The 15,287-nt window shown below is 66.5% G+C and carries 15 protein-coding genes; 10 read left to right on the forward strand and 5 right to left on the reverse strand.

Features of this window, described 5'->3' with window-relative positions; all coding sequences use genetic code 11:
- Positions 1–16 precede the first annotated feature (16 nt).
- Positions 17–2,848, reverse strand: a complete 2,832-nt coding sequence (gene polA, locus AC07YZ_RS04570) for a DNA polymerase I (RefSeq protein WP_494793874.1) — start codon at positions 2,846–2,848, stop codon at positions 17–19.
- 80 nt (positions 2,849–2,928) lie between these two features.
- Between polA and AC07YZ_RS04575 the strand changes: the two genes are divergently transcribed.
- The 5 genes from AC07YZ_RS04575 (at position 2,929) to AC07YZ_RS04595 (ending at position 8,227) form a co-directional block, all read left to right on the forward strand.
- Entirely contained in the window at positions 2,929–3,276 is a 348-nt protein-coding gene (locus AC07YZ_RS04575) for a hypothetical protein (protein ID WP_494793875.1), read from the forward strand.
- Between the two features lie 17 nt (positions 3,277–3,293).
- Positions 3,294–4,304, forward strand: coding sequence for a homoserine kinase (locus tag AC07YZ_RS04580; RefSeq protein WP_494793876.1), 1,011 nt, complete (start codon positions 3,294–3,296; stop codon positions 4,302–4,304).
- Positions 4,305–4,321: 17 nt separating this feature from the next.
- Positions 4,322–5,137 (forward strand): BPSS1780 family membrane protein, encoded by an 816-nt coding sequence (locus AC07YZ_RS04585; RefSeq protein ID WP_494793877.1) that lies wholly within the window; start codon positions 4,322–4,324, stop codon positions 5,135–5,137.
- The gene (locus AC07YZ_RS04590; protein ID WP_494793878.1) at positions 5,134–5,883 is read left to right on the forward strand and encodes a FecR family protein; all 750 of its coding nucleotides are present in this window, start codon (positions 5,134–5,136) and stop codon (positions 5,881–5,883) included. The genes AC07YZ_RS04585 and AC07YZ_RS04590 overlap by 4 nt, the downstream gene beginning before the upstream one ends.
- Positions 5,884–6,058: 175 nt before the next feature.
- Positions 6,059–8,227 (forward strand): PhoX family protein, encoded by a 2,169-nt coding sequence (locus tag AC07YZ_RS04595; protein ID WP_494793879.1) that lies wholly within the window; start codon positions 6,059–6,061, stop codon positions 8,225–8,227.
- Between the two features lie 30 nt (positions 8,228–8,257).
- Here the strand turns inward: AC07YZ_RS04595 and AC07YZ_RS04600 are convergent, their stop codons facing one another.
- Positions 8,258–8,395 carry a hypothetical protein gene (locus AC07YZ_RS04600; RefSeq protein WP_494793880.1) on the reverse strand — a complete coding sequence of 46 codons (138 nt, stop codon included), beginning with the start codon at positions 8,393–8,395 and terminating at the stop codon, positions 8,258–8,260.
- 13 nt (positions 8,396–8,408) lie between these two features.
- Positions 8,409–8,537 carry a hypothetical protein gene (locus AC07YZ_RS04605; RefSeq protein WP_264181844.1) on the reverse strand — a complete coding sequence of 43 codons (129 nt, stop codon included), beginning with the start codon at positions 8,535–8,537 and terminating at the stop codon, positions 8,409–8,411.
- Between the two features lie 115 nt (positions 8,538–8,652).
- Here AC07YZ_RS04605 and AC07YZ_RS04610 point away from each other — a divergent pair, with 115 nt between their 5' ends.
- The 3 genes from AC07YZ_RS04610 (at position 8,653) to AC07YZ_RS04620 (ending at position 10,854) form a co-directional block, all read left to right on the forward strand.
- The gene (locus AC07YZ_RS04610) at positions 8,653–9,687 is read left to right on the forward strand and encodes a M14 family zinc carboxypeptidase (RefSeq protein WP_494794034.1); all 1,035 of its coding nucleotides are present in this window, start codon (positions 8,653–8,655) and stop codon (positions 9,685–9,687) included.
- Positions 9,684–10,469 carry an alpha/beta fold hydrolase gene (locus tag AC07YZ_RS04615; protein ID WP_494793881.1) on the forward strand — a complete coding sequence of 262 codons (786 nt, stop codon included), beginning with the start codon at positions 9,684–9,686 and terminating at the stop codon, positions 10,467–10,469. Before AC07YZ_RS04610 ends, AC07YZ_RS04615 begins: the two co-directional genes overlap by 4 nt.
- 103 nt (positions 10,470–10,572) lie before the next feature.
- Entirely contained in the window at positions 10,573–10,854 is a 282-nt protein-coding gene (locus AC07YZ_RS04620; RefSeq protein WP_226492579.1) for a hypothetical protein, read from the forward strand.
- Here the strand turns inward: AC07YZ_RS04620 and AC07YZ_RS04625 are convergent.
- A complete protein-coding gene (locus AC07YZ_RS04625; RefSeq protein WP_494793882.1) occupies positions 10,851–11,234 on the reverse strand; it encodes a carboxymuconolactone decarboxylase family protein in 384 nt (127 codons plus the stop codon). The two genes, AC07YZ_RS04620 and AC07YZ_RS04625, sit on opposite strands and share 4 nt — an antisense overlap.
- A complete protein-coding gene (locus AC07YZ_RS04630; RefSeq protein ID WP_494793883.1) occupies positions 11,170–11,640 on the reverse strand; it encodes a MerR family transcriptional regulator in 471 nt (156 codons plus the stop codon). Before AC07YZ_RS04630 ends, AC07YZ_RS04625 begins: the two co-directional genes overlap by 65 nt.
- A gap of 133 nt (positions 11,641–11,773) precedes the next feature.
- On the opposite strand from AC07YZ_RS04630, the gene AC07YZ_RS04635 reads away from it, so the two are divergent.
- Positions 11,774–13,984 carry an esterase-like activity of phytase family protein gene (locus AC07YZ_RS04635; protein WP_494793884.1) on the forward strand — a complete coding sequence of 737 codons (2,211 nt, stop codon included), beginning with the start codon at positions 11,774–11,776 and terminating at the stop codon, positions 13,982–13,984.
- 187 nt (positions 13,985–14,171) lie between these two features.
- A complete protein-coding gene (locus AC07YZ_RS04640) occupies positions 14,172–15,152 on the forward strand; it encodes a porin (protein ID WP_494793885.1) in 981 nt (326 codons plus the stop codon).
- Positions 15,153–15,287: the final 135 nt, after the last annotated feature.

Raw genomic sequence — 15,287 nt, forward strand, 5'->3', positions numbered from 1 at the left:
ACAGGCGACAACCGGTTCAGTGCGCCTTGTCCCAGTTCGGCCCCACCCCCACCTCGGCCAGCAGCGGCACCTTGAGTTCGGCCACGCTGGCCATGAGGTTTGGAATCTCGGTACGCAGCCAGTCCACCTCACTCTCGGGCACTTCGAACACCAGTTCGTCGTGCACCTGCATGATCATCCGGGTAGCCCGTTGCTGTTTGTCCAGCGCCTTCTGCACCGCGACCATGGCCAGCTTGATCAGGTCGGCCGCCGTGCCTTGCATGGGCGCGTTGATGGCCTGACGTTCCAGCGCGGCTTGCTTCGCGCCCTTGGCGTTCTGGATGTCGGGCAGCACCAGCTTGCGGCCGAACACGGTTTCCACATAGCCCTGGGCCTTGGCCAAGGCGCGGGTCTCGTCCATGTATTGCTTGACGCCGGCAAAGCGCGCGAAGTAGCGGTCGATGTAGGTCTTGGCGGCCGCGTTCTCGATACCCAGTGCCTTGGCCAGACCAAAGGTCCCCATGCCGTAGATGAGGCCGAAGTTGATGACCTTGGCGTAGCGGCGCTGCTCGCTGCTGACCTGCTCGGGCTCCAGGCCAAACACCTCGGCGGCGGTGGCGCGGTGCACGTCCACGCCTTCGTGGAAGGCTTTGAGCAGGGCCGCGTCGCCGCTGATGTGGGCCATGATGCGGAGCTCAATCTGCGAGTAGTCGGCGCTGGCGATGACGCTGCCGGTGGGGGCCACGAAGGCTTCGCGCACGCGCCGGCCTTCGGGTGTGCGGATGGGGATGTTCTGCAGGTTGGGGTCGTTGCTGGAGAGGCGCCCGGTCACGGCCACGGCCTGCGCGTAGTGGGTGTGCACGCGGCCGGTGCGCGGCAGGGTGAGCAGGGTGAGCTTGTCGGTGTAGGTGCCCTTGAGTTTGGAGAGGCCGCGGTGCTCCAGGATCTTGGCGGGCAGCGGGTAGTCTTCGGCGAGCTTTTCCAAGACCTCTTCGTCGGTGCTGCGCGCGCCGGTGGCGGTTTTCTTGATGACGGGCAGGCCGAGCTTGTCGAAGAAGATTTCGCCGAGCTGTTTGGGGCTGCTCAGGTTGAAGGGCTGGCCGGCAATCTCGTAGGCCTCTTGCTCCAGGGCGTGGATGCGCTGGCCGAGTTCGTGGCTCTGTTTGGCGAGCGTGGGGGCGTCGATCAGCACGCCGTTGCGCTCGATGCGGTAGAGCGCTTCGCTGCTGGCGATCTCCAGCTCGTAGATGAAGCGCAGCTTGGCGTCGGCTTCGAGCTGGGGCCAGAGTGCACGGTGCACGTCCAGCGTCTGGTCAGAGTCTTCGCAAGAATATTCGGCGGCCTTGGCCACGTCGACCTGCGCAAACGGGATCTGGTGCGCGCCCTTGCCGCAGATGTCTTCGTAGTTGATGCCGCTGCGGCCCAGGTGGCGCTCGGCCAGGCTGGCCAGGCCGTGCGGCTTGTGCACTTCGAGCACGTAACTCTGCAGCATGGTGTCGTGCGCATAGCCCTGCACTTCGATGCCGTGGTTGGCAAACACGTGGCGGTCGTATTTGATGTGTTGGCCAAGCTTGTGTTTGGCGGGGTTTTCCAGCCAGGGCTTGAGTTTGGCCAGCACCTCGTCGAACGGGAGCTGTTCGGGCGCGTCGGGGCCGGCGTGTTTGAGCGGGATGTAGGCGGCTTCGCCCGGTTTCACGCTGAAGCTGATGCCGACGATTTCGGCGCGCATTTCGTCGAGCGAGGTGGTTTCGGTGTCCACAGCCACGAGCTCGGCGGCCTCGACCCTGGCGAGCCAGGTGTTGAAGAGCTCCCAGGTGAGGATGGTGTCGTAGGCAAGATGGCTGTTGGAAGGCGTGGCGGACGCTTCGCTGGCCTCGGTGGGTTCGGCTTCGCTGAAGAGGTCGTTGGTGGGCGCGCCCCTCACCCCGGCCCTCTCCCCAGAGGGGCGAGGGGGTGAAGACGGGGACTCGCCGCCGCCCAGCGCCTTGGCCAGGCCCTTGAAGCCGTAGGTTTCGTAGAAGGCCTTGAGAGGCTCGGTCTGCGGCTGGCCGATGCGGATGGCTTCGAGCGCGGGCAGGTTGGGCACCCAGCCGTTGAGGTCGCAATCGGTCTTGATGGTCAGCAGCTGGCGGCCGGTGGGCAGCCAGTCCAAAGCCTTGCGCAGCTTCTCACCCACAGCCCCCTTGATCTGGTCGGCCTGTGCCATCAGGGCGTCCACCGAGCCGTATTCCTGCAGCAGCTTCACGGCGGTCTTGGGACCCACGCCCTGCACGCCGGGCACGTTGTCGACCTGGTCGCCCACGAGCATCTGGTAGTCCAGCATCAGGCGGGCGGGCACGCCGAATTCGGCCTCCACGCCGGCCAGGTCGCGCACCTTGCCGCTCATGGTGTCGATGATGGTGATGCGTTCGTTCACCAGCTGGGCCAGGTCCTTGTCGCCGCTGGAGATGATCACGTTCATGCCCTGCTGCGCCGCTGTCACGGCCAGGGTGCCGATCACGTCGTCGGCTTCCACGCCCGGCACGTCCAGCACCGGCCAGCCTGTGAGGCGCACCACCTCGTGGATGGGGGCGATCTGGGAGCGCAAATCGTCCGGCATCGGGCTGCGCTGGGCCTTGTACTCGGGGTAGATGGCGTCGCGGAAGGTCGGGCCTTTGGCGTCGAACACGCAGGCACCGTACGCGGCGGGGTGGTCCTTGAGCAGCTTCTGCATCATGTTGATCAGGATGCGGATGGCACCGGTCTTCTGCACCGTGCCGTCGGGCAAGGTGGTGCTCATGGCATCGCCGCCAGCAAAGAACGCGCGGTAGAGGTAGCTGGAACCGTCGACCAGCAGCAGGGTGGGGGTGGGCGTTTTTTCGTCAGACATGGCGCGATTGTGGGGGAATCCGTGCGTCAACCCATGCCGACGGCGGGGGCCGGCGGGGCAATGCCTGCCTACAATGGGGCATGTGCCAACACCCTACCCCCCTCATCCGCCAGTCGCTGCTGGCGCTGGCCATCCTGGCGTGCCTGCCGGCGATGGCCCAGACACCCCCACCCACCACCGAGCCCGCCGCCGAGGCCCCGGCGCCGGCTTTCAGTGAGCGCATCGAGCGCATCACCCACGAAGACGACCACTCCCGCATCGACGAGTTGCGCGTGGGCGGCCAGACCCGCCACATCGCCGTGCAGCCCAAGAACGGCGCGCCCGCCTACGAAATCGTGCCCGCCCAGGGCGCCGCGGACCTGGGCGAAGGTGCCGGCAAGACCACGGGTGCGTCTGGCCGCAGCCGCTGGCGCATCCTGAACTTCTGATCGCCCGCCGCACCTTCATGGCCGTTTACACCGAAGTCGCGTTTGGCGAAGCCGCCGCCCTGCTGCACCGCCTGAGCCTGGGTGATCTCACCGAGCTGCGTGGCATCCAGGGGGGCATTGAAAACACCAACTATTTCGCCACCACGGTGCGCGACGGCGTGGCGCACGAGTACGTGCTGACCGTGTTCGAGCGCCTGAGTTTCGAGCAGTTGCCCTACTACCTGCACCTCATGAAGCACCTGGCGGGCCAGGGCATTCCGGTGCCCGAGCCCGCGGCTGACGAGCGCGGCGAAATTCTGCACAGCGTGCAGGGCAAACCCGCCGCCGTGGTGAACAAGCTGCGGGGCCACAGCGAGCTCGCACCCACCGAGGCGCATTGCCGCGCCGTGGGCGACATGCTCGCGCGCATGCACCTGGCCGGGCGCGGCTTCGGCATGAGCCAGCCCAACCTGCGCGGCCTGCCCTGGTGGAACGAGACGGTGCCGGTGGTGCTGCCGCACCTGAGCGAGAGCCAGAGCGTGCTGATCCGCACCGAGCTGGCCTACCAGAACCACGTGGCCGCGGGCTCGGCCTACACGGCCCTGCCGCGTGGCCCGGTGCACGCCGACCTGTTCCGCGACAACGTGATGTTCGACGACGGCGAGCTCACCGGCTTCTTCGACTTCTATTTCGCCGGCAACGACAGCTTCCTGTTCGATCTGGCGGTCTGCCTGAACGACTGGTGCATCCAGCATGCGGCGGACGAGCGCGATGGCCAGCACGACGCGGCGCGCGCCCGGGCCATGATCGCGGCCTACCAGGCGGTGCGGCCCCTGAGCATGGCCGAGCGCCAGCTCCTGCCAGCCATGCTGCGCGCGGGCGCCCTGCGCTTCTGGCTTTCGCGCCTGTGGGACTGGCACCTGCCCCGCGACGCGAGCATGCTGAAACCGCACGACCCGACCCATTTCGAGCGCGTGCTGCGCGAGCGGGTGCGCCACGCCCAGGCCCTGTCGGCCTCGCTGCTTGAAGACGCCTGCGTGGCCGCCTGACCCCACCCAACCCCTGCATGAAACTCCACCTCGTCCCCGCCCTCACCGGCATCACATGGGTGAAACTGGGGGTGAAAACCTTCTTTCGCCAGCCCCTGGCCCTCTCGGGCCTGTTTTTCATGTTCATGGCCGTGGTGTCGGTGGTTTCGCTGGTGCCGGTGATCGGCTCGGCCATTTCGCTGCTGCTGGTGCCCGCGGCCACGCTGGGGCTGATGGCGGCCAGCCGCGAAGCCCATGAGGGCCGCTTTCCCATGCCCACCACGCTGATCACCGCGTTTCGCTCGGGCCCGGTGCGCGCCCAGCACATGCTGGTGCTCGGCGCCATGTACGCCGGCGCGCTGATGCTGGTGCTGGGTGCGGCGGCCCTGCTGGGCGGGGCGGGCGGCGGCGCCGAGGTGGCGCTCAACGAGGCCGAGGTCACGCCCGAGATGGTCCGCTCGACCCTGTTCAGCGGCGGCCTGTGGCTGGCGATGGTGGTCTACGTGCCGGTGATGATGGCCTTCTGGCATGCGCCGGCGCTGGTGCACTGGCACGGCGTGAGCCCGGTCAAGAGCCTGTTCTTCAGCGCCGCCGCGTGCTGGGCCAACAAGGGCGCCATGCTGGTCTACGGCCTGAGCTGGGTGGGCGTGTTCATGCTGATGGGGCTGGTGATCAGCCTGCTGGGCGCCATGCTCGGCGGCACTCAGGCGATGAGCATCATCCTCTACCCCTCGGTGCTGTTCATGGCCTCGATGTTCCACGCCTCGATCTATTTCACCTTCCGCGACAGCTTCCTCGCGGACGACGACGAAGCCCTGGCCCCACCCAACCCCGCCACCGGAGACGACGCATGACCCACCCCCACAGCCTGTCTGGCCGCCTGGAATCCGAAGTGCTGTGGACGCAGCGGCGCGACACCCTCAAGGCCGCCGCCGCGTGGGTGGCCCTGGGCGGCCTGCCCGGGGCGATGGCCCAGCAGCGCAGCAACGTGGTGGAGTTCGTGGGCGACGTGCTGCTCAACGGCCGGCGCATGGTGCAACAGCAGACCATCCAGACCGGCGACGACATCGTCACCGGCCCGGCCTCGCGGCTGGTGTTCGTGATCGGCAACGCCGCGTTTCATGTGCGGCAGAACACGCGCATGTCGGTCCAACGCGGCAGCACGCTGAACACCGTGAGCCTGCTGCGCCTGCTCACCGGCGCGGTGGTCAGCGCGTTCGGGCGCGGCGCGCGCCGCTCCATCGTCATGCCCACGCTCACCGCGGGCATCCGAGGCACCGGGGTGTACGCCGAGGTCTTTCCCGACCAGCGCAGCTATTTCTGCAACTGCTACGGCACGGTGGAGATGAACGCCCGCGGCGAAAACGCGCTCTCGCAGGCGAGCTACCACCAGTCGTTCTGGGGCGAGGTCGAGCCGAAGAACGGCCGCTTCCTCACGCCCGCGAACGCCATCAACCACACCGACGAAGAAGTCGAGTTCCTGGCCCAGCTGGTGGGTCAGCAGACAGCCTGGCAGATCGAAGGCAAGAAGGGCGTGAAAGACGGCATGGGCTACATGGAACAGCGCCCGCCGCAGGACCACCCGGCCATGCCCAGGTAAAGGCAGACTCCGCCCGGGCTCGGCCCCGGGCTTGGCACAGGGCCGCGGTCGCCGGGCCACGGGTGCAGGAAACGCGCTGATCTGTGGCGCCGTCTTCAAACCGTCACACAGTCATCACACCTGTGTCACGCAAGCTCTCCAACATGGCGTTTTTCAACCACGCCCTGAGGCAAGCATGCGCGAACACACCCCACACAACAACACGCAAACGGACTTCAACGAAGAGGACTCCAACACCTCGTCCAACCCGCACTTCGAGCAGGTGCTCGACACCCGCCTGAGCCGCCGCAGCCTGTTCAAAGGCGCAGGCATGGCCGGTGTGGCTCTGGGTGCGACCGCCATGACCGGCTGCGCCACCACCGGCAGCAGCGCCACCTCGGTGGACCGCCTGGGCTTCAAGCCCGTGGCCAAGAGCCTGGCCGACGCGGTCATCGTGCCCGAGGGCTATACCGCCCAGGTCATCTACGCGCTGGGCGACCCGCTCACCGCCAGCACCCCCGCCTTCAAGAACGACGGCACCGACGCCGACTTCGAGCACCGCGCCGGCGACCACCACGACGGGATGGAGTGGTTCAGCCTGGACGCTTCGGGCAAGCCTTCGAACAGCTTCAACAGCCGTGGCCTCCTGGCCATGAACCACGAGGCCACCACCGACGAAAAGCTGTCGTCCTTCTTCATCCACGCCAACGGCGGCACCGCCACCCTGCCCCGCCCCGCCGCCGAGGTGGACAAGGAACTGGCCATCCACGGCCTGTCGTTCGTCGAAGTGCGGGCCGACGGCAAGCGCTGGGCCTACCAGCCGGGCTCGGCCTTCAACCGCCGTGTCACCACCATGACGCCGGGCGCCATCCACGGCCCGGCGCGCGGCAGCGAGCACCTGGTCACGAAATACAGCGCCGACGCCACCCAGTGCCGCGGCACGCTCAACAACTGCGGCACCGGCAAGACGCCCTGGGGCACCTTTGTTTCGGGTGAAGAAAACTGGTACGGCTACTTCTTCCGCGACGCGAAAGACGACGACGCCCGCAAGAAAGACAAGCAGGTCCAGGCGCTCAAGCGCTACGGCCGCAAGGCCGGTGAAGCCAGCCGCCACGGCTGGGAAACCGCCGGCAGCGATGACCGCTTCGTGCGCTGGAACAACAGTGCCCTGGCCGCCAGCGCCAAAGCCGACTACCGCAACGAGATGAACACCTTCGGATATGTGGTCGAGATGGACGCCTACGACACCCAGGCCCCCATGCGCAAGCGCACCGGCCTGGGCCGTTTCGCCCACGAGAGCGTGGCCTTCGCCAAGCCGGTGGCCGGCCAGCCGATCGTGGCCTACATGGGCGACGACGCACGCGGTGAATACATCTACAAGTTCGTGTCCGACGCCAAGTGGGATCCGAAGGACGCCAGCCCGGCCAACCGCCTGGCCGCCGGCGACAAGTACCTCGACAAGGGCACGCTGTTTGCCGCACGCTTCAAGGGCGACGGCAGCGGCGAGTGGCTGGAACTCTCGATGAACAACCCGGTGATCGCCGGCAGCTCCTACTTCGAGTTCAAGTCCGACGCCGACGTGGCCGTCTTCACCCGCCTGGCGGCCGACGCCGTGGGCGCGACCAAGATGGACCGCCCGGAATGGAACGGCGTGCACCCGCGCACCGGCGAGGTCTATTTCACCCTCACCAACAACAGCAACCGCAGCCCCGAAGGCACCAACGCGGTGAACCCGCGTTCCTACAAGGACATGAAGGGCAGCAAGGAGCAGAAGGGCAACGTGCACGGCCACATCGTGCGCCTGGCCGACGCCTCGTCCGCTGGCTCGGCCTTCAAGTGGGACATCTACGTGTTCGGCGCCGAGGCCGACGCGGACAAGTCCAGCGTGAACCTCTCCAGCCTGACCGACGAGAACGACATGTCCTCGCCCGACGGCCTGGTGTTCAGCCCGGCCACCGGCATCTGCTGGATCCAGACCGACGACGGCGCCTACACCGACAAGACCAACTGCATGATGCTCGCGGCCATCCCCGGCAAGGTGGGCGACGGCGGCGCGCGCACGGTCAAGCACGGCGACAAGGACGTCACCACCTACGTGGGCAAGACCCCCACGCCCACCACGCTGGCACGCTTCCTGGTCGGCCCCAAGGGCTGCGAGATCACCGGCTGGTGCGAAACGCCCGATGGCCGCGCGGTGTTCATCAACATCCAGCACCCGGGCGAAAGCACCAAGATGGCCGACGTGAACGACCCGGCCAAGTACCAGAGCCAGTGGCCCGCCAACGCCGGCTACGGCGCCGGCAAGCGCCCGCGCTCGGCCACCATCGCCATCACCAAGAACGACGGCGGCCTGATCGGCAGCTGATGTTTCCCCGAGGGGCCCGCCCCTCGCGCCTCAGGGCGCGGGGCCGGGCCCTTGTTCATAGGGCGAGCCCAGGCCCGCGCGCCAGGCCCGGTAGCGCGAACGGTGCAGCGCGAACAGCTCCACCAGCCCCCAGGCCACGCCGCAGGCGATCATGCAGAACGACAGCACGAAACGCTGTGCCTCAGTCTTCCGGGGTGACCACGCATTCATCACAGGAGAACCCTTCCATGCCGAACAGGCCGAAGGCGTGCCAGCCCTCGTCAAACAGTTGATCGAGCAGTCGCTGAAGACCGAGCAGTTTCCAGACCATGAAAAACCCCTCGTCAAGCCAGGATGCCTGTCAAGATAAGCCGTCCGTGTGACCGTTTCGCGTCAGCGCGCGGCACGCCCTGAACACCCATGTGAAAACCACCTCTTTCAACACCATGCCCCACGGCGCTCTGCCCGAACTGATCGCGCTGGAGAAGATCGTCGGGCAGGGCGCGCCCCATCTGCAGGCGCGGGTGGTGTGCGAGGTGTCGGTGGCAGCGGGCCACCGTTTTCCCGTCTACGCCATCGGCCTGGGCACCACCGACCCGCAGGCCCCCGCGGTCGGGTTCTTTGGCGGCGTGCACGGCCTCGAACGGATCGGCGCGCAGGTGGTGATCGCGTTTCTGCAGAACGTCGTCATGCGGCTGCGCTGGGACCAGACCCTGCACCGGCAGCTGGAGCAGGTCCGGCTGGTCTTCATGCCCATCGTCAACCCCGGCGGGATGTGGTCGGCCACGCGGGCCAACCCGCGCGGCGTGGACCTGATGCGCAACGCCCCGGTGGAAGCGCGGGAGAAGGTGCCCTACCTGCTCGGGGGGCAGCGCCTGAGCGCAGGCCTGCCCTGGTACCGCGGGCGGCCCGGTGAGCCGATGGAAGCGGAGAGCCAGGCGCTGTGCGACGTGGTTCAACACGAGCTGCTGGCCCGCCCGTTCAGCATCGCGCTGGACTGCCACTCGGGCTTCGGCGTGAGCGACCGCCTGTGGTTCCCCTTTGCCCACACGCGCGAGCCGATTCCGCACCTGGCGGAGCTGCACGCGCTCAAGGACATTTTTCTGCAAGCACACAGCCACCACCGCTACATCATCGAACCCCAGAGCGCGCAGTACCTGGCCCACGGCGACCTCTGGGACCACCTCTACCTGCAGGCCCGCGCCGAGCACCCGGAACACACCTTTCTGCCGCTCACGCTGGAAATGGGCTCGTGGTTGTGGATCAAGAAGAACCCGCGCCAGCTGTTTTCGCGCAAGGGCATCTTCAACCCCCTGATCGACCACCGCCAGCAGCGCGTGCTGCGCCGCCACCTCTCGCTGCTGGACTTCCTCACGCGGGCGGCCTGCAGCCATGCGCACTGGACCCCGGGCGCGGACACCCGCGATCAACGCCACGCCGAAGCCCTGGCGCATTGGTACGGCGCACGGCACACCCCATGACCACCTGGATCTTCCTGCGCGGCCTCACGCGCGAAGCGGCGCATTGGGGCGGTTTCCCGGCCGTGTTCCAGCGGGCCATGCCCGCGGCCCGCATCCTCACCCCGGACCTGCCCGGCAACGGCCAGCGCCACCGCGAAGCCAGTCCGGCCTCGGTCGCGGGCATGGTGGCCGCGTGCCGCGCGGAAGTCGCCCGCCAAGGCATCGCCACACCGGTCCACCTGCTGGCCATGTCGCTGGGCGCCATGGTGGCGATCGAATGGGCACGCGTGGCGCCGGCCGAGGTGGCCGCCTGCGTGTTGATCAACACCAGCGTGCGCCCCTTCAGCCCGTTCTACCAGCGCCTGCGGTCCCACAACCACACCACCCTGCTGCGCCTGGCGCTCGCCCCCGGTTCACCCCAAGACGCCGAACAGGCGATCCTGCGCATGACCAGCAACCACGTGCAAGCCCATGACCCAGTGATCCGGGACTGGGCGGCCGCGCGCGCGCAGCGCCCGGTGTCCGCGGCCAATGCCCTGCGCCAGCTGGTGGCGGCCGCGCGCTTCACCGCGCCCGCGGTGGCCCCCATCCCGCAAGTGCTGCTGCTGGCCAGCCAGCACGACCGCCTGGTGGACAGCCGCTGCTCGCAGGCGCTGGCCAACGCCTGGCATTGCCCGCTGGCGATGCACCCGACCGCAGGGCACGACCTGCCACTGGACGACCCTGGCTGGGTGGCCGATCAGGTCCGGCGGTGGACGGGAAATGCGCAGCAGTGTCATGAACAGGTCATCGTTTCGTCATGAAATCCCGGACCCCGGCCGCTATGCTCTTTGCATGGTGGCTGGCGCGAGGCTTTGCGTCATGCACACATTCGTTTCACAAACCGTTGAGAGAGAGCGAGGTCCCATGATTGCCCTGAAAAAAGCCCGCAAGCTGATCGAGAACCACGCCGGCAAGCCGAAGGCGGAGATCCTGTCCCGGCTGGTGCTGGCGCTGGAGTCGGAAGTGCCGTTCCAGCTGTCGGACCTGTACCGGCTGGACTACGACGAATTCCATCTCGCCATGGAGATCATGGCCGAGTGGCGCCTGGACCGTTACTACACCAGCAAGGCCGTCCTGCTGGACCTGTCGATGCAGGTCAGCCAACAAAAGGCACAGACCCCGGAAGCGATACCCCAGGCCGCCTAAGCCCCTGCGGAAAACACCTCCTTGGCGGCCGCGAGTCCGTTCAAGGCCGCCGGGAACCCTGCATAGACCGCCATCTGCATGATGGTTTCGACAACTTCCGTGCGGGTCACCCCCACGTTGAGCGCACCTTGGATATGCACTTTGAGCTGCGGGGTCGCATTCCCCAATGCGGTCAGCGCAGCGACGACCGCAATTTCCCGGCTCTTCAGGTCGAGGCCCGGTCGGGAGTAGATGTCTCCAAAAGGAAATTCGATCAGGTAGCGGGCAAAGTCGGGAGCGATGCCGTCGAGGCTTTCCAGCACACGGTCACCGGCCTCACCGTCGATTTCCCGCAGCTTTTCGAGTCCGCGTTCGTAGCGGTTTTGGGTGTTCATCAACATCGTCAACACGTCCTTCATCAGAGAGTGAACCCGACGCCAGGGACTTCTCGAACGAGCGGTAGTGCTCGATCTTTGCTTGCAAAGCTTGCGCAGATTGACGCATCGCCTCGATGCCTGAAAGAACATCGGTCAAGTGTGCTTCCAGCATCCGGCGGCGATCCGGCACCGTCGAGTCCCCAACGCCACGTAGTTTTGCGAACGCCTGCATCTTGCCGATGGGCATCTTCGTCGTCCGCAACCGCAGCAGGAATTCGATCCAGGCCATATCCGTAGCCGCGTAGCGTCGTTGCCCACCGGCGGCACGGGCGACAGGCGCAATCAAGCCGATACGCTCGTAATACCGCAGGGTGTGGGCCGTCAGGCCCGTTCGCTTGGCTGCTTCGTCAATGCTCAGAGGGGATTCCATGGGGTGATCCTAGAAGTTGGAGTGCACTCCAAGTCAACCACTTTATCGCCATGGCTTGTGACGTCTTCGGGTCACGGCCATGACACATGTAAAACCTAGGCTGACGAGGTTCTTTCCTCGCTCACCACTTTCCATGAACACCCTTCGCCTCTACACCCTGACCGCGGCGCTGGCCGCTTCCTTCGCCTTCACCTCATTGGCCCAGGCAGCGCCGGCGGCTCCGTCGGCCGGTCGCTTTGCCATGGTCCACCACCTGCCGGTGGACGGCGTGGCCGAGATCGTGGCCGCCACGCCCGACGGCATGACCCTGGTCTACACCAGCGCCGATGCGGGCGTGCTCGGCCTGATCGACATCACGAAACCCGAACAGCCGGTGCTGTTGCCGCGCGTGAACGTGCGGCTGATGGGCGTGGGTGAACCGACCTCGGTGGCGATCTCGCCCGACGGCCGCTTCGCCGTGGTCGCGGTGCGCCTGGGTGACGACGTGGCCAACGCCCGGCGCGGCCTGGTGCGCGTGTACGACATCCGCCAGCCCGCCGCCGTGAAACACGTGAAGGACATCGCCGTGGGCATCGGCCCCGATTCGCTGGCGCTCACCGGCCAGGGCCGCACGCTGCGCGCCGTGGTGGCGATCGAAGACGAAGAAACCGATGCCGAGGGCGACGCCACGCTGGACGGTCAGCGCCCCGGCCGCATCGACGTGGTCGGTCTGCAGGACCTGTATGGCGGAGAGAGCAGCGGCGTGCAGTCGATCGAACTCGTGCAGGCGCTGCAGGCCACGACCGGCGCTGTCTACCCGAACGACCCGCAGCCCGAGTTCGTGTCCATCGACGCGCGCACCCAACAAGCGGTGGTGTCCTTGCAGGAGAACAACGCGGTTGCCCTCATCGATCTGAGCCATCCGACACGTGCGCGCCTGGAGCGCATGTTCTCCACCGGCACCGTGACCCGCAACGGCAACGCCGACCTGAAGAAGGACAAGGAAGTCGCCTTCAAGGACAGCTTCACCGCGCGCCGTGAGGCCGACGCGGTGACCTGGGTGGCGCCGGGTGTGTTCGCCACGGCCAACGAAGGCGACGGCAAGAAAGACAAGAACGGCGTGCTGCCTGGCGCACGCGGCTTCACGCTCATGAACACCCGCGGCGAGGTGGTCTACGAAACCGGTGAACGCACCGAGCTGCATGCCCTCGTGCGCGGCCACTACCCCGATGGGCGCTCGGCGTCCAAGGGCGTGGAAGTGGAAGCTGTGGCGGCCGGCCGATTCGGCAGCAAGCCCTACCTGCTGGTGGGTTCGGAGCGCGGCGCCTTTGTCGAGGTCTACCGCGTGGACGATCTCAAGCAGCCGCAGTTCGTGCAACTGCTGCCCACCGGCATGTCGCCCGAGGGCCTGACCACGGTGACGCAGCGCCGCGACGGCCAGCAGCTGTTCGTGACGGCCAACGAAGGGGACGGCTCGCTCAACATCTACCGCTTCAACAGCCAGGCCAGCGAACCCCAACTGGAAGCCCGGGACGCGGGCATGCCCTGGGGCGCGCTCTCGGGCCTGAGCACCGACGGCACACACCTCTACGCCGTGCCCGACAACGCCTTCGGCCAGTCGCGCATTTTCCGCATCGACCCGACGGATGCGGCGCAGGGGCGTTTGACCCTGGACCAGGTGACCCTGCTCACCGAGGCCGACGGCAACGCACTGAAGGTCGACCCCGAAGGCATCGCCAAGGTGGCCGACGGCTTCTGGATCGCCTCGGAGGGCAAGACCGTCGCCGACAACGAGCTCATCAAGGTGAACATGGCCGGCGTGGTGCAGCAACGCATGAAGCTGCCCGCCAGCGTGCAGGCCAAGTTCGCCAGCCCCAAGACCAGCACCGGCTACGAGGGCGTGACCGCCAGCGCCGACGGCCAGACGCTCTACATGGCCGTGCAACGCGGCTTCGACCTCACCAAACCCCAGGCCGCCATCGTCAAGCTGCACCTGCCCACCAACACTTGGACCACGGCGCTCTACCCGCTGGAGCAGCACAGCAAGAACGCGAAGAAATACTGGACGGGCCTGTCCGAAATCCAGCTCACGGAAGACGGCCGCCTGCTGCTGCTCGAACGCGACAAGGGCGGTGGCGAAGGCCAGGCCATCCACGCCGAGGTCAAACGCATCTACAGCGTGAAAGCCGCCGACGTGACCGAAGGCGCCACCCTCACCAAGACCCTGGTGCGCGACCTGCGCAAGGACTTCAGCTACCTGCAGGAAAAGGCCGAAGGCATGGTGGTTTTCAACGGCGATCTGTGGGTCGTCAACGACAACGACGGCGCGGGCTGGACGCGCTGGGTCAACGCCGGCAAGCCCTGAAACATGCTTGTTGCCGCATTGCAACAACGAAAACAAATCCGGCGGGTGTCACAGAGCTTTTGTGGTCGTTTGGTGAAATAGATGCACATGCGAATGTGCAAAGAAAGGAAATTTCTGTATCAAGACACAAGCATGCGGCAATAATATTGGTGGCTATTCTCATTCTCACCCCTTAAAGGATATTTTCATGAAAAAGAGCCTCATCGCTCTGGCCGTGCTGGCCGCTTCGGGCGCCGCCATGGCGCAGTCGTCCGTCACCGTCTACGGTCGCGTGGACCTGTCGGTCGGCAACATCAAGGAACTGGGCGCCGGTAGCGAGACCAAGATGTTCAACGGCGGCAGCGGTGGCTTGACCACGCCCCGCCTGGGCTTTCGCGGCGTCGAAGACCTCGGTGGCGGCCTGAAGGCCCACTTCAAGCTCGAACAGCGCATCGACGCCGAAACCGGCGCCCTGCAAAGCCCGTCCTTCAAGGGCGAGTCCAGCATGGGTCTGATGGGTGGCTTCGGCAAGCTGACCCTGGGTCGCACCTACAGCGTGTACGACGATGCACGCGCCCTGTCCAACAGCAACTCGGTGTTCGACTCGGCGTTCACGCCGTCGGGCAACGGCGTGTTCAAGTCGGGTGGTGACTACTCGAGCCGCTTCAACAACCAGATGCGCTACGACATGCCCAGCATGGGTGGCGTCTACGGTGGCCTGTCCTACGCCTTCGAACAGAACGCTGGCGCAGACGACACCATGACCGCCGTCCTGGTCGGTTACAAGAATGGCCCGATGAACTTCGCCCTGGGTCACCAGAACGAAAAAGGCAAGTCGGACAAGTACCTGCAACTGGCCGCCGCCTACGACCTGGGCGTGGCCAAGCTGTCCGCCGGCTACAACACCCGCAGCGGCACCGACGCCACGGGCGACGACGATGAGCTGAGCGTGGGTGTGGACGTGCCCGTTGGCGCCATCAACCTGTCGGCCGGTTTCGCCACCAGCAAGACCAAGGTTGGCGGCTTCACCTCGTCCAAGGCCTCGGGCTTTGGCCTGGGTGCCACCTACACGCTGTCCAAGCGCTCGAAGCTGTACGCCGGCTACCGCACCCATGAGGTGGAAAACGGCGCTGGCGTGAAGACCGCCGACACGCGACTCTTCGCCGTGGGCGTGCGCCACGACTTCTGATGTGACCGAAACGGCGTGCCTCGCGCACGCCGTGGATGCTCCCCGGTTGCGCGGAGACACCCGTCAATCAGAGACCGCGTGATTTTTTACAGCCGCGACGGCTTGGCCCGTCGCGGCTTTTTTTGTGCGCGAAGC

The organism is Hydrogenophaga sp. GW101-3F08 (genome assembly GCF_059424585.1).